Here is a 20,380-nt window from a genome sequence, read left to right as displayed (position 1 = left end):
GCTATTATTTTAGTCGAAGCAGGAAATTATCACGATTTAAACCTGATGTATGATAGTGCCAGTTTACTGTCACGACTTCATTGATGATTTTTTTAAGCGTATTAAAATCGCTTGGTTTTTTAATGTAAATATTAGCTCCCTGAATAAAGGTGTCCTCTATATCTTCTTCAGATGATGAAGTAGAATAAATGGCAATAATAATATTTTTAAGATGTTCTGTTTTCTTAATTTCGATCAAACATTCTTTACCAGTTTTTTTAGGCATGTTCAAATCCAGAAATAAAATATCAGGTAATTTGGTTTCAGGATCCATCAAATGATCCATCAACTGCATTCCGTCATGAACAAAATCAACTTTTGTCTGAATTTTTATTTCTTCAAAAGCATCCTTAAAAAAAAGACGATCATCTTCATCATCATCAGCCAATAAAATGTATAATGCGTTTTTTTGCATTTTAGTATGGTATTATGGGTTTTATTTTAAATTTTCTCTACGTTTCTTAATTATCCTCTGAAAAGCCGATGGCGTAATTCCTGTTGTATTTTTAAACTGCGTACTCAAATGGGCTACACTAGAGTAGTTTAGTAAAAAAGCAATTTCGGTCAAACTCATTTCGTTTATAATAATTAATTGTTTGGCTCTTTCAATTTTTTGTAAAATGATAAAGTTTTCAATAGAAGAGTATGTTACTTCTGAGAAAACATTAGACAAATAACCGTAGCTGTGATTTAATTTCTCAGCTAAAAACACAGAACTTTTATAATTATTGCTGTCTTCCATGAAAACAAGCTCAATTATTGCATCCTTTATTTTTTGAACAAGAACACTTTTCTGATTTTCGACAACTTCGAAACCACAAGGTAGTAAATTATTTTTTAAAGATTCGAGCGCATCAGCATCAAGATTGTCCGCAATTTCAATTTCGCCAAATCCAAGAGTCGTAAAATTTACATTTTGTTGTTCCAGGTTTTGTTTCAAAAAAAGTGAGCAAATGGTGTTAATATCGAACTTTATGAATAGTTTCATTTTGTAGAAATTTGGTTAAAGATAATTAATTTATTTTTGGTTATAGAGTTTAATACTTGATAGCAATTTAGAACAGCGAAAAAATTAAATAAAATTCTCAAAAAAATACCGTCTAATATGTTGTACTAGACGGTATTTATAGTTGATTTAGAAGGTCTTACAAATCAGCAATGATTTTGCGAACTTCATCTTTTGTTTTACCTAATTTTTGTTGAAGTTTTCCGTACATTTCGTCTTCTTTTCCTTCATCATACAACAAATCATCATCTGTTAGATCTGCATATTGTTGTTTCAATTTTCCTTTCAACTCGTTCCAGTTTCCTTTTATCTCTGTAGTATTCATGATATTTTTTTTAAATATTAATAGTATTGTAAAATTCGAATTTATGGCCGAGGTTCTTGTTACATTTATTCCTAAAACCTTTTCATAATTCACATTTTGATCTTTTTTAAACCTGATAGCGACGTAAAACCCACGCCATTTTTTCGTGTTGTTGCAGTAATCCTGTCACAAAATCAGCAGATCCTATATCATTATTGTCTTCTTCAAAAGCCGGAATGTAATCTCTGAACTCTGTAACTAGCTGCTCATGGTTTTCTAGTAATTCTACCAGCATGTGTTTTTGCGAAGCATATTCTTTTGGAGATTCTTTTAGGGTCGAATTGTCGATGAATTCCTTCATGGTTCCAATCGTTTTTTCTCCAAGCTGGCTGATGCGTTCTGCAACTTCATCGATATTGGCTTCTAAAATTCGGTATTGCTCTTCAAACAATTTGTGCAGTTCCATAAAACTATTTCCTGAAATATTCCAATGAAATTTTCTGGTTTTTACATACAGCGTCATTTCGTTAGATAAAATCGTGGCTAATATGGCAGTACTCTTCTTTAAGTTTTTTGGCGTTATACCGATATGTGGGGTCATAATTGTTTGATTTAATGTTGTTTATCAAAAATAGAATAGAAGCGCTTCGTTTTTCTTACACAATTTGTTGCAGATGTTACATGAATTCAATGTTGCGGTAACACGTTTGTAATTCTAAAAGTGTAGTTTTGCCCCCGAATTTATCTAAAAAACCAAATTTTAATGAAAAAAACTTTACTTAGTTTATTACTTATTACCATTACTTTTTCGGCCAAAGCCCAATCTTATTTAGGGTATACGCATGATAATTATGCAGGTATTCAAAGTGTACTTTTCAATCCGGCTTCTATTGCTGATTCGCGTTTTAAAACAGATATCAATATCTTTTCTGTTAGCGGAACTGTAGCAAATGATTTGTACGGAGTAAACATTTTTGATACCTATAAAAAAGGATATGATTTTGACAAAGAGTCTAAAATGACTCCAAAAGCTGCCAACAACGGTTTAGCTAATTTCGATATTATGGGGCCGTCATTTATGTTTAACATTGCACCTAAACATACGATTGCGGTATTTACAAGAGCAAGATCTGTGAGCAACGTAAGAAACATCAACGGAAATCTTGTAGATCAGGTAAAAGATGGTCTGGATCAGGCAAGTGATTTTAATTTTAATGCAGGAAATGCCAATGGCGCTTCGAATACCTGGGCAGAACTTGGACTTTCTTATGCAGCAGTTTTATACCAAAAAGACCAACACTTTTTAAAAGGAGGTTTGACCGCCAAATATTTGCAAGGTGGTGTAAACGGATACGTAAAAGGCAATAATGTAAATGTTGCTTATAACGAAAACACAGTAAATCCTGAACAGGGAACTCTTGTATCAAGCGGACAAATTTCTGTGGGTACAAGCCAGGATTTTGAAGCCAACGAAGATTATAAATTTGACTCGAATGCAAACGGATTCGGTTTTGATTTTGGATTGGTGTACGAATGGAGACCCGATTATGATCAATATGATTTGAGCAGAGCAAAACCGGCAGATAATAACTTTAGAGATCTAAACAAATACAAAGTACGTTTCGGATTATCAGTTACTGATATTGGATCAATCAATTACAAAAATGGAAGACAGGATACTTATAATGTAAACGGTACCATCACACAGGAAATGATTGATGATGCAGATAATTTCTACGATTTCCTTAACGAACATTATACCAAAACATCTTCTAAAAAAGGAATGAAAACCAATTTACCAACAGCGCTTCATGCTGATGTAGACTGGAATATTCACCAAAAATTCTATTTGAATCTTAACGGAGATATCAATATGGTATCTGCCGATAAAATAAATGGTTACGGAATCGCTGATCGTGTAACCCTTACACCTCGTTACGAAAGCAGATGGTTCAGTTTTTATGTACCAATGACGTATATGGAGTACAGCGGAATGCAGGTAGGTTCAGGATTAAGACTAGGAGCATTCTTTATTGGCTCAGGTTCTATTTTGACCAATTTAGTTTCGAAAGAATCAAAAGCAGCTGATTTTCACCTTGGGATAAAAATTCCGGTGTATGAGAAGAAGTTCAAAGACACAGACGAAGACGGAGTAATCGACAAAGAAGATGCCTGCAGAAAAGTAGCCGGTCCGGCAGAAAACAAAGGTTGTCCTTGGCCGGATACAGATAAAGATGGCGTTTTTGATAAAGATGATGCTTGTCCGGATGTAAAAGGTCCGGCAGAAAATAAAGGCTGCCCTTGGAAAGATACTGATGGCGATACACTTTTAGATAATGTAGATGCTTGTCCAACAGTGGCAGGGCCGGTAGAAAACAAAGGTTGCCCATGGCCGGATACAGACGGAGATGGTGTTTTAGACAAAGACGATGCGTGCCCAACAGTTGCAGGTTTAGCAGAAAATAAAGGCTGTCCGGTTCTGGATGCTGACAAAGACGGCGTTCCTGATAATGTAGATGATTGTCCTTTAATCGCTGGTCCGGCTGAAAACAAAGGTTGTCCTAAAGTGACGAAAGCAACTTTAGAAAAACTAAAAGTAGAAGCCAAATCGATCTTTTTCGTTACCGGAAAAGCAACGTTAAGCGATGCCAAAAAAGGAGTAACTTCAGGAAGATTAGACGCTATCAAAGAAATCCTGAAAAATTATCCAAACGCTAAATTTGCGATAAACGGACACACAGATAATGTTGGAAATGCAAAAGCAAACCAAAAATTGTCTGAAGCCAGAGCAAAAGTGGTAATGGACGCGCTAATTGCAAAAGGAGTAAATCCGGATAATTTGAGTTCACAGGGATTTGGAGCTTCAAAACCTGTTGCAACAAATAAAACAGCTGCAGGAAGAGCAGAAAACAGAAGAACAGAAATTGTTTACTTAGGTAATTTATAAGCCTAAACTGAATATAAAACCAAAAAGCCATTCGTAATTGAATGGCTTTTTTTATTTTTGCGTACTTCTAAAAAAGAATCACTTTTGATGTATTAGAAGAACTAAAAAAACAAGAATGACAACACAACAACTACACGAACAAATTCTTTTAAAAAAATCATTTTTATGCGTGGGGCTAGATCCTGATCTCACCAAAATTCCGCCTCATTTATTAGAAACCGAAGATCCTATTTTCGAATTCAATAAAGCTATAATCGATGCGACTCATGATTTAGCTGTAGGTTATAAACCCAACACAGCTTTTTTTGAAGCGTATGGTATAAAAGGATGGCTTTCATTGCAAAAAACGATCAATTACATCAACGAGAATTTCCCTGAAATTTTCACGATTGCCGATGCAAAACGCGGTGATATAGGGAATACTTCAAGCATGTATGCGAAAGCTTTTTTTGAAGATTTGAATTTTGATAGTGTAACCGTTGCGCCTTATATGGGTAAAGATTCGGTTGAGCCGTTTTTGGCTTTCGAAAACAAACATACAATCATGTTAGCTTTAACTTCTAACGAAGGTGCTTTCGATTTCCAAACCTTAACTACCAACGGAACCCGAGGCGAAGCCGAACAGAGCGGAGCTAAAGAATTATACAAACAAGTTTTAGAAACATCTAAAACATGGAAAAACAGCCATAACTTAATGTATGTGGTTGGTGCTACCAAAGCAGAGTATTTCGCCGATATAAGAAAAATTGTTCCGGATAGTTTCTTATTAGTTCCCGGAATTGGCGCTCAGGGCGGAAGTTTATCTGAAGTATGCAAATACGGAATGAACGATAAAGTGGGTTTATTGGTAAACTCAGCCAGAGCGATTATCTATGCCTCAAAAGGAACTGATTTCGCAGAAAAGGCTAGGGAAGAAGCTTTATCTGTTCAACAAGAAATGGAGGGGATTTTGAATTCCAGGTTTCAGGTTTAAAGTTTCAAGTTTTACTTTGAACATAATTTTACCACAGAGTTGCACAAAGTTTTTTCACAGAGTTACACTAAGAAGTTTTACCGCAAAGTTCGCAAAGAATTTTTAATTGCTGTTTAATAATAAGTAGTCAAAGTTCACAAAGCTTTGCGCATAGCTTTGTGAGCTTTTTTCGATAGAAAATAACTTTCCGCAAGGAGTATAAAACTTTGCGAATCTCTGTGCAGAACTTTGTGTAACTCTGTGGTAGAAAAACACAATCCAACAACTTGAAACAAAAATAAACCTGAAACATGAAACAACTCACAGATCAGCTCGGTACTTTACATTCTTTTGAGAAAACTCCAAAAAGAATCATTTCGTTAGTACCTTCTCAAACCGAATTATTATACGATCTGGGTTTAGAAGAAAAGATCATCGGGATCACTAAGTTTTGTGTACATCCTTATCATTTAAAATCGACTAAGAAGATTGTTGGCGGAACCAAGAAAATTCATTTCGAAAAGATAAAATTATTGCAGCCTGATATTATCATTTGTAATAAAGAAGAAAACACGCAAGAAATCGTCGAACAATTAAGTACTATTTGTCCGGTTTGGGTAACGAATATTATTACTATAGAAGATAATTTCCAAATGATTTCAGACTTCGGTCAACTCTTTAATTGCAGAACCGAATCTCAAAAATGGAATGACAAACTGACTTTCGCTTTAAGCGATTTCAAAAAATATATGACAGATATTCCGCTACAAAAAGCAGCCTATTTTATCTGGAAAAATCCATTTATGGTGGCCGGAAAAGATACCTATATAAATGAGTTATTAAAACTAAATCATTTCACGAATATCTACGAAGACAAAGGACGTTATCCTGAAATCGAACTCAAAAAAATGCGTATCGAAGGCGATCCTGATATTGTCTTTCTTTCCTCAGAACCCTATCCGTTTAAAGAAGAAGATGCTTTCGAAATTGGACGTTTTACACATCATGCCAAAACAATCTTTGTCGATGGCGAAATGTTCTCCTGGCACGGAAGTAGATTGCTAAAGGCATTTCCATACTTTAAAATATTGCACGAAAGATTGAAAAACTAAATTCCAAGTTTGCTGGATCGTGGATTTAACCGCAAAGGCCGCAAAGTTTTTTTAGTATTAAGTTTTTATAAAAGGCAAAGTTCGCAAAGCTTTGTGTTGATTTAGCTTTGCGAACTTTGCCTACTTATTATTAATATGAAATAAATCTTTGCGAATCTTTGCGTGCTTTGCGAAAAATCTTTGCGGCCTTTGCGGTAAAATTATGCTCAAAGTAAAATATTCCGTTTTTATTTAAAAACTAATTAAAAGAACTTCTAAATTCTAAAGGAGAAACATTGGTTTTGCTTTTGAATAATTTATTGAACGACTGCGGATATTCAAAACCCAATTGATACGCTGTTTCGCTCACACTCAAAGAAGTAGTGGTAAGCAATTCTTTTGCCTTTTCGATTATTTTATTATGAATGTGATGTTGTGTACTTTGCCCCGTTAAAGAGCGTAACATATCACTCAGATAATTAGGAGAAACATTGAGTTCATCTGAAAGATAAGCAACTGTCGGTAATCCGAATCGTTGAACTTTATCACCTTCAAAATAATCAGACAACAAAGTTTCTAACTTCGTTAAAAGCGTATTATTAGCACTTTTGCGCGTAATAAATTGGCGGTTATAAAAGCGATTACAATAATTAAGAAGCAATTCGATATGCGAAATCATAACATCCTGGCTAAAAGCATCGATTGAAGAGCGATATTCCTGCTCGATGTTTTTCATAATTCCTGTAATCATTGCTTGTTCTTTATCAGAAAGATGTAAAGCTTCGCTAACGGCATACGAAAAATAGCCATATTCTTTTATGTTTTTGGCTAAAGCGTAGTTCTGAATAAAATCAGGATGAATGACTAACATTGCACCATAAACTGCCGTATCAACAGTAACTTCTGTTGAGATTACTTGTCCCGGTGACATAAAAGTCATCACGCCTTCATCAAAGTCATAAGTATTTTGTCCATATTTCATCTTTCCGGTAAAGCCTTTTTTGATGCAAACGGTATAAAACGAATAAACAACACTTTTTAGGTTGTCATCAAAATGACAGCTTATTTTGCTTAAATCTACAAAACTTACCAATGGATGTTCCGGTTTCGGAATTTTAAGCAAAGAATGCAACTCTGATATGGATTGAATTGTATAAGGAATATGAACTTCTTTTTTCATAACAAATATTTAAAGCAATATATAAAGAGGAAAAGCTATCGTAAAGATAACTTTTCCTGAGTAATTAGTTTAGTAAATTATTGATCGATTCCGGCCATATTAGCAGCATCATATCTCGCACCAGTTGGAGTACCAAGCGGAATAATGGTTTCTAATCGATTCATTTCTTCCGGACTTAAAATCATTTGTGCTGCAGCAATATTTTGTTCTACATATTTAACACGTTTTGTTCCCGGAATCGGTAAAATATTTTTTGATGTAATCCACGAAAGTGCCAATTGAGAGGCAGTAATTTGTTTTTCGTTTGCAATCTTCTCTATTTCATTTACCAATTCTATATTTTTATAGAATTGTTCTCCCTGAAAACGCGGAATTGCCTTTCTGAAATCAGTATCATCAAAATCATCCGGACTTTTTATATCTCCAGAAATAAAACCTCTTCCAAGTGGAGAATAGGCCACAAAACCAATTTCTAATTCAGTAAGTGTATCCAGAATACCGGCTTCTTCAGCAGTTCTTTCAAATAAAGAATATTCTGTTTGCACAGCAGTCAATGGATGAATTTTGTGTGCTTTCCGTATTGTTTCAGACGAAACTTCAGATAATCCGATATAGCCCACTTTTCCTTCTTTTACCAATTCAGCCATTGCTTGTACGGTTTCTTCAATTGGTGTATTTGGGTCTAGTCTGTGCAGATAATATAAATCGATATAATCTGTTCCTAAGTTTTTTAGGGAACGTTCCACAGCTTTTTTTACGTACTCTTTTTTACCATTAAATTGCCACGTGAGTTGCTCGTTATCGTCAATTTCATAACCAAATTTTGTAGCAATACTATAAGCATTACGGTTGCCTTTTATGGCTTTTGCAATTAACCTTTCGTTATGTAAAGGTCCGTATAAATCTGCGGTATCTAAAAAATTACCTCCCAATTCAAGCGAGCGGTGAATGGTTGCAATGGCTTCTTTTTCATCGGCTTTGCCATAAATATCCATGCCCGCAATTTGAGTCATTCCCATGCATCCCAAACCAATATTGGGAACAATAAGTCCCTGATTTCCTAATTTAATTTTATTGATCGTACTCATAATTTCTGTTTTAATTTTAGTTTGAAAATTATAAGACAAAGATCCGTGAGTATTATTTTTTTAAAGTATCTAAATCTCGTGTAGTTGTATCCAAAATGGGGGAAGAGTTTTTAGATTATAACTTTGAGTTTAGTTTTACCACAGAGTTTCACAAAGTTTTTCATAGAGTTTCACAAAGCTATGCGCAAAAAATATCCCATAGCTTTGTGTTGGATTGTGTTTTCTACCACAGAGTAACACAAAGTTTTTTACAGAGTTTCACAAAGCTATGCGCAAAAAATAACTCCATAGCTTTGTAAACTTTGGCAGCTTATTAAAAATAAAACTTTGCAGAACTCTGTAAAAAAAACTTTGCGAAACTCTGTGAAAAACTTTGTGTATCTCTGTGGTAAAATTATACTCAAAGTAGATCCTTGCAAAACTTTAAACCTGAAACAAAAAAAAAGAATGGATAAAAAAAAGAATGCCGGCATCTCGAAGACGCCGGCACTATTTAACTAACCAAAACCAAAATAATAAATAACCAGTTTATTACATTACAAAGATCCGGCTTATATCAATCTTATGTTGTTAAGGTCTTGTTATTACTTTGTTGAATATAAGTTAATGTCCAAGTTTTATCATTTTGTATATAGTTTTATATAAATAAGGCTTACATTTTTTAGGTAAAGCTAACCATAAAGTAAAGCAACCTGAAACTTTAAACCTGAAACAAAAAAAACTAAAATTGATATAAAAAAAGAATGCCGGCATCTCGAAGACGCCGGCATCATTTAACTAACCAAAACCAAAATAATAAATAACCAGTTTATTACACTACAAAGATCTAACATATATGAATGTTTTGCTGTTAAGGTTTTGTTATTACTTTGTTGGACATAAGTTAAGATTTTTTAATACTGGATTCTGAGCTTTCTGTAGCGTTAAATAACTTTTGGTTATTAAAATATAATAACAATCAATTTTGTTTATGAATATCATAAGGATATCTTCGTATATTTGATAAAACATTAAATATCAGCATTATGGATTCAAACAAAAAATTAACAACTGCAACAGGAACTCCCGTTCCGGATAATCAAAACATACAAACTGCAGGCCCTCGTGGACCCGTTTTATTACAAGATTTTTGGTTTTTAGAAAAAATGGCTCATTTTGACCGCGAAGTAATTCCGGAAAGAAGAATGCACGCCAAAGGTTCTGGAGCTTATGGGACTTTTACTGTAACTCATGATATATCAAAATATACAAGAGCAGATTTGTTTTCGGAAATTGGTAAAAAAACAGAAATGTTTGTACGTTTTTCAACCGTTGCAGGTGAAAGAGGTGCTGCTGACGCCGAAAGAGACATTCGTGGTTTTGCCATGAAATTTTATACCAACGAAGGAAATTGGGATTTGGTAGGTAACAATACACCGGTTTTCTTTTTCCGTGACCCAATGAAATTTCCGGATTTAAATCACGCTGTAAAACGTGATCCAAAAACCAATTTAAGAAGTGCTGATAACAATTGGGATTTTTGGACTTTATTACCCGAAGCTTTACACCAGGTTACTATTGTAATGAGTGATCGTGGAATTCCGAGATCTTACAGACAAATGCACGGATTTGGAAGTCATACTTTTAGTTTCCTAAATGCTCAAAACGAAAGACATTATGTAAAATTTCACTTTGTATCTCAACAAGGAATCGAAAATTTATCTGATGAAGAAGCAGCTTTATTAGTAGGTAACGACAGAGAAAGCCATCAAAGAGATTTATTCGATGCTATTGAAGAAGGGAACTTCCCAAAATGGAAAATGTTCGTTCAGATCATGACCGAAGATCAGGCAGCGAATTATCGTTTTCATCCTTTCGATTTGACTAAAGTTTGGTTAAAAGGCGATTTTCCTCTAATTCCGGTTGGAGAATTCGAATTGAATAAAAACCCGGAAAACTATTTTGCTGAGGTAGAGCAAGCCGCTTTTAATCCAGCGCACGTTCCACCGGGAATTAGTTTCTCACCGGACAAAATGTTACAGGCCCGTTTATTCTCTTACGGAGATGCACACCGTTACCGTCTTGGAGTAAACAATTACCAAATTCCGGTAAACTCATCAAGATGTCCTTATAATACTTTCCACAGAGACGGAGCAATGCGTGTTGACGGAAATAACGGAGGACGTAAACATTACGAACCAAACAGCTTTGGAGAATGGCAGGAACAACCAGAGTTCAAAGAACCGCCATTAAAACTTCATGGTGATGCATATGCACATAATTTCAGAGACGATGATAACGACTATTTCACCCAGCCAGGTTTATTATTCCGTTTATTAACCGACGAGAAAAAACAATTATTATTCAAAAATACTGCAGCACAAGTAGGAGGAGCACAAAGATTTATTCAGGTGCGCCACATCAGAAACTGTTATAAAGCCGATCCGGCATACGGAACAGGTGTAGCAAACGCTTTAGGTTTAACCATGGACGAAGTAAATAATTTTTCAGATCCAAGATTATTAATCGAAGTGAGATAGGTTTTTTTTGGAGGTTCAAAGGGACAGAGTTGCAAAGGCTCAAAGGTTCTCTTTGATATTAAATAGTAAACCCGACAAGTTTTTAAAACTTGTCGGGTTTTGTTATTTGATACAAATACAAATCTTTTAAATCTTTCAAAATCTTTATGTAAACTGGACTGAAGTCCAGCTCTACAATATAATTCGTTCCTTCGGAACTATTAACAGCCTTTGGCTTTATGCGTATTATAGGGCCGGGCTTTAGTACGGTTTAAGAAACCAGTGAAAACCCGTTTAAATCCGCCTAATCTGTGGGCCAATCTGGACTGAAGTCCAGCTCTACAATATAATTCGTTCCTCCGGAACTATTAAAAAGCCTTTGGCTTTATCGATATTGTAGGGCCGGGCTTTAGTCCGGTTTAAGAAACCAGCGAAAACCCGTTTAAATCCGCCTAATCCGTGAGCCAATAATTATACCCAAAGCTTTGCGATCTTCGCATCCCTTTTACATTGCAAGAATAAAACTTAGCGACCTTTGCGTAACCCTTCGCGCACTTTGCGGTAAAAAAAAAACTTAGAACCTCAGAATCTTAGCATCTTAGTAACTAAGAGAAAACAACCGTCTTATTACTATAAACCATTGTCTTACGTTCCGCATGCAGTTTTATAGCTCTAGCCAGAACAATACGCTCCAGATCACGCCCTTTCATAATAAAATCATCAACCGAATGTATGTGAGAAACCCTCGCAATATCCTGTTCGATAATTGGGCCTTCATCTAATTCAGCCGTAACATAATGACTCGTTGCCCCAATAATCTTAACACCACGTTTAAAAGCCGAATGATACGGTTTCGCACCCGGAAAGGCAGGTAAAAACGAATGGTGAATATTGATAATTTTATTCTCGTAAAGCGCAATTAAATTTGGCGTAATAATCTGCATATAACGCGCCAAAACAATAAAATTGATTTGGTATCGCTGCAATAATTCAATTTGTTTCGCTTCGCCTTCTTCCTTATTATCTTTTGTAAAAGGCACACAGTGAAACGGAATATCAAATCGTTCCGCAATCGATCTTAAATCGTTATGATTGCTTATAATAACCGGAATTTCAACATTCAGTTCTCCGGCGCTGTAGCGGCCTAAAATATCAAAAAGGCAATGATCGTATTTCGATACAAACAAAGCCATTTTTGGTTTCTGTTCCTGATTGTACAAATCCCATGACATATTAAAGTCGGTTGCGATCGTTTTGTCAAAATCAGTTTTTAGGTTTTCAATTGTTATGTTATGATTGGTCAGTTCACATTCCAATCGCATAAAAAATACATTTTGTTCTACATCAACATGCTGATCGATGTAAGTAATATTTCCTTCTACTTTAGCAATAAAAGTAGTCACTGCCGCAATAATTCCTTTTTGGTCTTTGCAGTGAATCAGAATGGTTATTTTTTGCATTTCAAGGTTTAGTTTTTTGGGTTAGTTACAAAGTCACAAAGGTTCAAAGTTGCAAAGGCTGCTTTGTACCTTTGTAACTCTGAACCTTTGAGCCTTAAAAAAAAATTATTTTTTATCCTGCATAGCAAATACTTTTTTTAGTAAAGGCGTAGTTCTTGCATTAATATTGGTACGAATATCTTTTTCTTCAACAGCAATCATTTTAAAAACACCTGCCAAAGCCTGATTCGTTGTATAATCAGTCAAATCCGGATTTACTTTCTTTACTAACGGAATCGTGTTGTATTTGTTGATGATATTTTTCCAAACCACATCGGCACCCACTTTTTCGAAAGAGGATTGAATCACCGGATTGAATTTTGCGTACAAAGCAGTATTAGTACCCTTTTGCAAATACGTAGTTGCAGCACTTTCATTTCCTAATAAAATATTTTTAGCATCTGTAAACGACATATTTTTTACAGCCGAAACAAATATCGGAGTCGCCTCTTTTACCGCATCTTCTGCAGCGCGATTCAATACTTTAATCCCTTCATCTGCAAGAGACGATAAGCCAATTTTACGTAAAGTCGCATCCACTTTTTGTAATTCCGCAGGCATTAAAATTTTTACGGCTTCATTTTTATAAAAACCATCAACAGCAGTCAATTTACTCACCTGTTCAGTAATTCCTTTGTTTAAAGCCTCCTTTAATCCAGAAGCAATATCAACACCGCCCACTCCCGAAAGCTGAGTAGATAATTTTGCCAGTTTTTGAGCTAAAGTTTCTTTTACCTGAGCTTGAGAGCTAAGAGACAATAGAAGAGATAGAATTAAAATCTTTTTCATTAGTAGTTTTATATATAAGGTTCAAAAATACTACTTATTCAAAAACAAAGCCATAATTTTCTTTAGGAGCAGAAACAATTTGTTTTATAATTAACATTCGTCCCGCTGTTCGCTGCAATCTTTTGCTTTTTAAATAAAAAAGCAAAAGGATTTCCACTTCCATCGGGGCTGGATTACAGGTTTTGGTTTTTTAAGACGTGACGGTTTTGCGCATAAAAAAAGAGATTCAGCCTTAGCCAAATCTCTTTTGAATTTCTATCAATAAATAGAATTATTTTTTCAATTCAAATTTACCATCTTTCTCACAGTAAATATCATTCGAACCAGATTCGTATTTTTTATAGCATGAATCAGCTGTTTTTTCAACCAGAATAAAACCGTTATCGTATTTAATAAATTTCAATTCCTGTCCTTTATCAGTTGTAATTGTCGTTTTATCATTTACAACAACAAAATCAACATCACCATTATCTTTATATGCCCAAACTTTTGCCTGAGTAGGATCATTTGCTTGTAAAATACTTCCTTCTGCACGATTTGCAAATCGATCAGTTTTTAGTTTTCCTGTAAGTGTTTTTCCGTCTTGAGATACAGTTCCGTTAAGATAAATGTAATAAACAGAATCAAAAGTTGGGTTGGCAACCTTAGTACCAATATTCTTTTGGTTTACGGCCATCAAACTTTTAATGTTTGCTGTAGCTTCGTCTGGCCACATACTCATCATTCCTGCACCTTGTTTTGCAGTTTCAAGATATTCAAGAGCTTTATCAAAATTAAAAAGAAACACTTGTGTCAAAGATAAATTCAGATAAATTACTTTGTTGTAATCTTTTGGCTTTAGTTTTTTGTATTCTTTACCCACATAACCCAAATAGAATTTTTCAAGATCTGTAAGGTAGGCCTGATCTAAAGAATTCCCTGCAATTTTGTTCAGGAATTCATCCGTTTTAGTGTTAAACTCAACAAGTTCAGGAAACTCTTCAGCTTTTTCGAATAAACCATAGTTCAATGAAAATTCTTTTTCAGTTGCAAGAATATTATTGTCTGTAAGATATTTGTATCCCAAATTGTTCAGGTCACTGGCAAGGCTTTGATTTGGTTTACCATTAATATAAGTTGGCGAATACATTTTAGCATTTGAACCTTTTTCGTATAATATTTCGTTGTTTTTGCCTAAAACCAAATATTTAAAATCTCCATCTAAAACATAAGTACCATTATCCGCTTTTTTATAAGTAGCGCCTTTGTATCCCATTAAAACACGAACATCAGGATTTGCTGCATCTTTTTTAGTGTAATCTTCAATAGTGTTTTTAGGTACATTATGCTCGTAAGTTTTAGTGGTTTTGTCTGCATAATCAGCATTCCACGTATCATCTCCCTGAACAATAATGTTGTAGGTTTTAATGTCTTTAAAAAGTTCTGATTTTGGGATCGTAATCTTAACTTTTTTCTTGTTTGTATCTGCTTTTTGAGCATAAGAAGTACTGCCAATTAAAGTTAGCAATAGGAATAATGTAGTTTTTTTCATGGGGTAAATTTTTGCCAAATATAACAATATCGCAATCAAAAAAACTAATAAGAACAAATTTTTTATTGAAATTAATAATTGCTTAATATGTTGTTTTTAAGAGTCTTATAGGTTTATTTTTTGCTTGCAATTAAGCCGTAACTGTAGTTCATCAATTTGGTTTGAAGATTCAAATATCTCAGAATCTAGGAACTTAGAACCTTAGCAACTTAGAACCTTAGCCTCTTTCTCTACGGCCAATACATTCGAACATTATAATTCCAATAGGTTTTGCTGGAAATATAAGTAGGTTGAAATTCCGGTATTGGCATGTTATTTTCGTCAAACAATTGGACTCTTATAATTTTCTCGTTGGTATCATCTTTTAGATCAATGTTACCTTCTGCATCGTCTATGAGTTTCTTTTTCTTCAAATACAAATCGGGCTTTTCGATAATAAACACTACTCCCGATTCATTTTTAGATGCTGCTTCTCCGGCCAGTTTTCCATTAACATCAAAGGTTTCAATTTTTTCTAAATAATCATTTTTATAATAGAAAAGCTGATACCCGATTCCGCCATGCTGTACTTGCAGTTTGTGATGGTCTAAACGAAAACGCAGCACTTGCTTTCTTGCATTTGCAAATTCTGCCGAACCATTTCCGTCTGCGTCAATGTGTTTGGATAAAATTCGGGCAGGTTTCGAAAACTGATTTACCTTATTAATAATGACTTGGTAATTACCCGATTGTGCTGTTACGGAAATGCCTTGCAGAAAACTAAAACAGATCAATAATAATTGTATGCGTTTTCGGTTTGCGCTGATGATTCTAATTGTATTCACCGTTGATGTTTTTGCGGTTTATTTGTTTGATTCCGGTTTTGGTAAAAGAATAAGTCGATTCTTCCTGCCAGCTCCATGTTTTTTGTTTGTCAAGATCTTCGCCCAGTGCACTGTAAAGAATCTTAATCGTTTCCTTAGTCGTAATCATTTTAATTTCAATAAAATGATCCTGAATTTTTGCCGAAGATTCTGTTTTATTACAATATTGCAATCTGTCCAGCACTTTTGTATCCTCCTTGAACCATTTTTTCAAAAAAGACAAATGGGTTTCAGAACATTGATATCCCAGATTAAGCGCCGAAAGAAATCTACATTTTAAATTACTACCGTCTGCTTTTTTTGCGCCATCCCAATTGCATTCACTGCTAACATCTGTTGCGATATAACCTAATGCGGCGCGCTGTTGATCTGTTAATGTTTTGATGTAATTGGTGTTGAGCTGAAGAGTTCCGGTGTTGTCCAGCCATAATATTTTGATATAAATATCCTGACTTTCATTTTCTATAGCAGATTTGTTTACTGTTGTAGAAGATATTGCGTTGTTTTGAGAAAATACTGAAGTAGAAAAAATGGAAAGAAATAATAAGGTAAGCAGGCGGATATTCATAATCGAAAAATTGTGAAAATTTGTTTTTGATAAAGATACTGTATCTAATATTGTTTTTTCAATAAAAAAAGGCAGAAATCTTTTTTAAGAATCTGCCTCAATTTATATGCAATTATTTTTTCAGTAAATCAATCTCTTCTTTTGTTGCTTTCACAAAAACAGTCATTTCGCTGTATTTCCAGGTGCCTTTTTTTTCTGCAACGACAAATAAGGTTGCTTTTCCTTTAGGGCCTTTTATCGGGATTTGTAAATTACAATTTCCACTATCATTGTTTGTGCTGATGTTTCCTGAAGTCATTCCGTCATCTTCAATTGGTGTTCCCAGTTTTTCGATTACCAGTTTGTTCTTTTGCGCTTCGGTCATGGCACCTTTATAGGCATCAGAATTGGTCATCATCGAGGTCACTCCAAAGAAAATACTGGCAATAAACACCACAAAAATCAGCAAAATACTTACACATCCTGTTGGTACAAACCATTTCCAGTTTCTTTCCCACCAGCTTTTTCGAACTTCAACGTAATCGTCTTCCATAATAGATTTTATTTTGATGTTTGAAAGATATGCTTTTTTGAAATAGATCTAAAAAAATAAATTAAAACCTCTAAATACTATCTCCTCTTTACCAGTCTCTATTTTATTCATCTTCAAAATCATAATATTCGTCATCTTCATCCCAAATTACGTTATAATTAATGGCCAGTTTTTCAAGACGTTCATAAAGTTCTGGTGGAAATCCTTCATTAAAATCGACAGGCATTTTTATTTTTTTACCCGTAAGTTTTTGAAACATAATTTCAGGAATTTCGTTTACTGTTTCTATGTCTGAATAATCATTTGTCCAGTCAAAATCGCCATCATTTGCAGGATCATATTCAAAATTTTGATTCTCATAAAATCCAGTTGCAAAATGATTTTCGATTTTCTCTATACGCTCAAAGTTTTTAAGACTATAAGTTTCTTCTTTTAATAAATGCTCCTTGTCTTTAAATTGTTTAAAATATCTTGGTGCCGATTTCCAATATATTATCAATACAGTTGCTTTGTCGGTTTGCGGATTATCTGCCAACCAATCTAAAAATGCATCAGAATTGTCAAAGTTCCAATCCATTACCATTTTGTGCCATGTTTTTGGTGATGCATCTTCTGCGTAAGCTAATATCAGTTCATCTCCCAGTTCATCCATTCTCTCTACGGATATAATCTCTTTCATGATTATCAAATTTATTATATAGTTTTTTTTATTATTGCTTACTTTTCGTTTGGTTATAGTTGCGTTAAATAATCATCGTTTTCTACATATGACTCCAAATCAATAGGATCTATGTTTTTGGTTTTCCTGCTATACCGATTCTTAAAATCGTAGTCCTCTTCATTTCTTACCAAAAAACCACTGATGTATCCCGGACAGGATTTTTCTTTTTTTCGCGCAATTATTTTTGTCATGATTTTGTTTTTAAAATGACTTTTTTATAAAATTACTGCAGAGGAGCATAACTATTGGTAAACAAACGACCTTGTCCAATTTCTATTAGGGTTTTATGCGTATCACCATAATCATCAGACATGATCGATGCCATTTGTAAATTTTTGATACCTTTTATTTTATTATTCTGAACATCTATTTCGCCGGATAAAATAATCAGGTTTTGAAATTTTGAAACTGAATTATTACTTTCTAATTCTCCATTGCTATGTAATAGAATAGAGAATTTATTGCCTTCGCCGGATATAAAAGAACCTTTTCCCTGCCATGTTTCATTTTTAAACATGATAGAGTAAATAAGAAAATTGTTGAAATCGACACTTAGTTTTGCAGTATTCTGATTCGAAAGTGTAAGCGTTGATACACCTACCTCTAAGTCCTCGAAATTATCTTTAGTTTGAGTAGATTTAGCACAATAAAATGGATTTATCGCATAAACGCCTTCTACATTAGGAGGAGTCAAACCTTTGTGAATGGTGATGCCAAGATCATCAATTGCTTTTTGCATAGCAGTATTCACATAGTAATCATAAGAATTTTTTTCAGGAATACTATTTTCATCTTCATTAGAATCGTTAGAAGAACATGCTGTTAAGCCTAAAATTAGGAAGAATAGAAATGGTTTAAGAATATTGATTTTCATAGCTTTAATTTTTATAAAGTAGTACTTTTTGTGAGTTGCAAAGATGTCTTTAAAAAACACTATTTTTTACTGCTAAAAGTTTAAAGACTATTAATTTAAGGTTATAATTTCCTTGGCCGATTTACCATTAAATACGATACATTTATTATAAAAAAAATCGGGAACTCAATTGAATGAATTCCCGATTATATAAGTAAGTTGTTCTAAAATTAATTTGAAGACACAGCTTGTGTAGATAAGATATTAGTTAGTTCAATATCTCTTTCGTAAACATCCTGATAGAAACCAATTTCGCCATTTTCGTTTACCAATGAAGTAAAATACGTAATATAAATAGGCACTTTTTTAGCTAATTTAAAACTGTTTTCTGTTTTTCCTTCCATCGCTTTATCAATTTTAGCGGGAGTCCATTCAGGATAATCTTTAAGCATAGCTGCTGCTAATTCTTTTGCCATTTTTACGTTGATACAACCGTGGCTGAAAGTTCTTTTTTCAAAATCGAATAAGGTTTTAGATGGCGTATCGTGCATATAAATATCATCGGGATTCGGGAACATAAATTTTACCAATCCTAAAGAGTTATCAGGCCCTGGTTTTTGTCTTACCTGACCATTTACTATTTCCATATTTTTTTCGGCAAGATAATTTTTGTTTTCAGCAATTTTACCTTTCAACTCGTTGTTTACAATGCTTTGTGGTACAGTCCAGTAAGGACTAAAAACGATTCTGTCAATTTCTCCGTTAAAAATGGTAGTTTTAGTCAATGGCGCACCAACAAATACACTCGAGGTCAATTGTACTTTTCCGTTTTTCACATAAATCAATTCATACGAAGGAACGTTTACCAAAACATATTCATCGCTAGCAGCAATCTGAGCCGAAATAGCACGACATCTTTCCATATTAAGCTTTAATGTTTCCATTTTATCAGCAAGCGGTACATTCATTTCCTTAATATGTTCTTCTGCCAGAATATAGTTAGGTTTAAAACCGTTACGAACTTTATATTTCATTACAGCATCCATCAATTCACGATCGTAAACATCGCTTTTAGAATCTGTTTTTAAATCTCCTAATAAATATAGGCGGCTTCTGACCTGGGCAATAGTGTTCGAAACAGCATCCGGACGTAATTCTTTATAAGGTGTTTCTGCAGGAGTAATAGGTTTCCATTTATTAGATCGTTCTATTTTTTTATATTTTTTTAGAACATCCTGTAATTTATAGTACTGATCATATTCTACTTTTACATCAGCGGTGGTTGTTGAGGCATTTGCTTCTTCGATAGTGCTGTAGTTTAAAAAATCTTTCAGCAAGGCATCATAAGATACTTTTTTCTTAATATCGGTATTGTTTTTTTTAGCATAAGCAATATATAAAGAGCTTATAAGCATATCAGCATCTGTTTTAGAAATTTTTGTTTCTGAGGATGAAAAAAGGTCATCAATTTCTTTTTGATAAGGAATAATTAAGTCGTTTGTTTTTTTTGCTTTTTCGTAAAGTACAGATCCAAATTCATTAATGTTATCTTCGTCAAACCAAATAGTTCCCAAAGTTCTGTTTTTGTATAATGACATGACATCAGATTTATATTTTTTTAAATCAGAATATCTTTTAAAGAAATCATTTGAAAGTTCTTCTACATTATCAGCATCTGAATTAGTGTAAACAGTTGTGCCGGATGCAGTTTTTTTATAGGATAGGATGTCGTTTTCTACTGTATTAAAAGAAGATACAAAGAAAGTCAAACTTAAAATTACGGTGAATTGGAATAATGTTTTCATTTTTTAAATTTTTACGTTTATTACTTGAGAATAAAAGTTTTTGGGTAAAAATTTGGGGCTTTTCTACCATGCTAAATTACTTTAGGTATCTGGAAAACAAGTTGTTGTATTTAA

20 protein-coding genes are annotated in these 20,380 nt (G+C 33.9%); 4 read left to right on the top strand and 16 right to left on the bottom strand.

Translation table 11 applies throughout. The annotated features are described in order from the left end of the window. Positions 1-4: 4 nt before the first annotated feature. From ACIDC4_RS03935 to ACIDC4_RS03920, 4 genes are all read right to left on the bottom strand, one after another. A complete protein-coding gene (locus tag ACIDC4_RS03935; RefSeq protein WP_055098384.1) occupies positions 5-454 on the bottom strand; it encodes a response regulator in 450 nt (149 codons plus the stop codon). 21 nt (positions 455-475) lie between these two features. Next, positions 476-1,027, bottom strand: coding sequence for a helix-turn-helix domain-containing protein (locus tag ACIDC4_RS03930; protein ID WP_173970931.1), 552 nt, complete (start codon positions 1,025-1,027; stop codon positions 476-478). A 157-nt stretch (positions 1,028-1,184) separates the two neighbouring features. Then, positions 1,185-1,370, bottom strand: a complete 186-nt coding sequence (locus tag ACIDC4_RS03925; protein WP_055098382.1) for a CsbD family protein — start codon at positions 1,368-1,370, stop codon at positions 1,185-1,187. Between the two features lie 106 nt (positions 1,371-1,476). Beyond that, the gene (locus ACIDC4_RS03920; RefSeq protein ID WP_412041836.1) at positions 1,477-1,950 is read right to left on the bottom strand and encodes a Dps family protein; all 474 of its coding nucleotides are present in this window, start codon (positions 1,948-1,950) and stop codon (positions 1,477-1,479) included. A 162-nt stretch (positions 1,951-2,112) separates the two neighbouring features. Between ACIDC4_RS03920 and ACIDC4_RS03915 the strand changes: the two genes are divergently transcribed. The 3 genes from ACIDC4_RS03915 to ACIDC4_RS03905 all read left to right on the top strand — a co-directional run bounded on the left by ACIDC4_RS03915 (position 2,113) and on the right by ACIDC4_RS03905 (position 6,360). Continuing rightward, positions 2,113-4,296 (top strand): DUF5723 family protein, encoded by a 2,184-nt coding sequence (locus tag ACIDC4_RS03915; RefSeq protein ID WP_412041835.1) that lies wholly within the window; start codon positions 2,113-2,115, stop codon positions 4,294-4,296. Positions 4,297-4,411: 115 nt separating this feature from the next. Further along, positions 4,412-5,269: an orotidine-5'-phosphate decarboxylase gene (gene pyrF, locus ACIDC4_RS03910; RefSeq protein WP_412041834.1), complete on the top strand. Its 858-nt coding sequence runs from the start codon at positions 4,412-4,414 to the stop codon at positions 5,267-5,269. Positions 5,270-5,559: 290 nt separating this feature from the next. Further along, complete coding sequence (locus ACIDC4_RS03905; protein WP_412041833.1) at positions 5,560-6,360, top strand: ABC transporter substrate-binding protein; 801 nt, start codon at positions 5,560-5,562, stop codon at positions 6,358-6,360. A gap of 238 nt (positions 6,361-6,598) precedes the next feature. Here ACIDC4_RS03905 and ACIDC4_RS03900 read toward each other — a convergent pair whose 3' ends face one another. Then, positions 6,599-7,519: a helix-turn-helix domain-containing protein gene (locus tag ACIDC4_RS03900; protein WP_412041832.1), complete on the bottom strand. Its 921-nt coding sequence runs from the start codon at positions 7,517-7,519 to the stop codon at positions 6,599-6,601. Positions 7,520-7,596: 77 nt separating this feature from the next. Then, positions 7,597-8,607, bottom strand: a complete 1,011-nt coding sequence (locus ACIDC4_RS03895; protein ID WP_412041831.1) for an aldo/keto reductase — start codon at positions 8,605-8,607, stop codon at positions 7,597-7,599. Between the two features lie 1,025 nt (positions 8,608-9,632). Between ACIDC4_RS03895 and ACIDC4_RS03890 the strand changes: the two genes are divergently transcribed. After that, positions 9,633-11,126, top strand: a complete 1,494-nt coding sequence (locus ACIDC4_RS03890) for a catalase (protein WP_412041830.1) — start codon at positions 9,633-9,635, stop codon at positions 11,124-11,126. A 584-nt stretch (positions 11,127-11,710) separates the two neighbouring features. On the opposite strand, the gene purU is transcribed toward ACIDC4_RS03890, so the two are convergent. From purU to ACIDC4_RS03840, 10 genes are all read right to left on the bottom strand, one after another. Continuing rightward, a complete protein-coding gene (purU, locus tag ACIDC4_RS03885; RefSeq protein ID WP_412041829.1) occupies positions 11,711-12,565 on the bottom strand; it encodes a formyltetrahydrofolate deformylase in 855 nt (284 codons plus the stop codon). 105 nt (positions 12,566-12,670) lie between these two features. Continuing rightward, entirely contained in the window at positions 12,671-13,393 is a 723-nt protein-coding gene (locus ACIDC4_RS03880) for a DUF4197 domain-containing protein (RefSeq protein WP_412041828.1), read from the bottom strand. 271 nt (positions 13,394-13,664) lie between these two features. Next, positions 13,665-14,924, bottom strand: a complete 1,260-nt coding sequence (locus ACIDC4_RS03875) for a hypothetical protein (RefSeq protein WP_412041827.1) — start codon at positions 14,922-14,924, stop codon at positions 13,665-13,667. A gap of 230 nt (positions 14,925-15,154) precedes the next feature. Continuing rightward, entirely contained in the window at positions 15,155-15,748 is a 594-nt protein-coding gene (locus ACIDC4_RS03870) for a hypothetical protein (RefSeq protein ID WP_412041826.1), read from the bottom strand. Further along, positions 15,735-16,355, bottom strand: coding sequence for a hypothetical protein (locus ACIDC4_RS03865; RefSeq protein WP_412041825.1), 621 nt, complete (start codon positions 16,353-16,355; stop codon positions 15,735-15,737). The genes ACIDC4_RS03870 and ACIDC4_RS03865 overlap by 14 nt, the downstream gene beginning before the upstream one ends. Before the next feature lie 112 nt (positions 16,356-16,467). Continuing rightward, on the bottom strand, positions 16,468-16,887 hold the full coding sequence (locus ACIDC4_RS03860) for a cytochrome c oxidase assembly factor Coa1 family protein (protein ID WP_412041824.1): 420 nt from the start codon (positions 16,885-16,887) through the stop codon (positions 16,468-16,470). A 103-nt stretch (positions 16,888-16,990) separates the two neighbouring features. Next, positions 16,991-17,566, bottom strand: a complete 576-nt coding sequence (locus ACIDC4_RS03855) for a DUF4274 domain-containing protein (protein WP_412041823.1) — start codon at positions 17,564-17,566, stop codon at positions 16,991-16,993. 53 nt (positions 17,567-17,619) lie between these two features. After that, positions 17,620-17,799: a hypothetical protein gene (locus ACIDC4_RS03850; RefSeq protein ID WP_412041822.1), complete on the bottom strand. Its 180-nt coding sequence runs from the start codon at positions 17,797-17,799 to the stop codon at positions 17,620-17,622. 32 nt (positions 17,800-17,831) lie between these two features. Then, the gene (locus tag ACIDC4_RS03845; protein ID WP_412041821.1) at positions 17,832-18,482 is read right to left on the bottom strand and encodes a hypothetical protein; all 651 of its coding nucleotides are present in this window, start codon (positions 18,480-18,482) and stop codon (positions 17,832-17,834) included. A 209-nt stretch (positions 18,483-18,691) separates the two neighbouring features. Further along, positions 18,692-20,266 (bottom strand): L,D-transpeptidase family protein, encoded by a 1,575-nt coding sequence (locus tag ACIDC4_RS03840; RefSeq protein WP_412041820.1) that lies wholly within the window; start codon positions 20,264-20,266, stop codon positions 18,692-18,694. Between the last annotated feature and the right edge of the window lie 114 nt (positions 20,267-20,380).

The organism is Flavobacterium sp. C3NV (assembly GCF_046825355.2).
Lineage (GTDB): Bacteria > Bacteroidota > Bacteroidia > Flavobacteriales > Flavobacteriaceae > Flavobacterium.
This window is presented reverse-complemented; position numbering and strand designations above follow the sequence as displayed.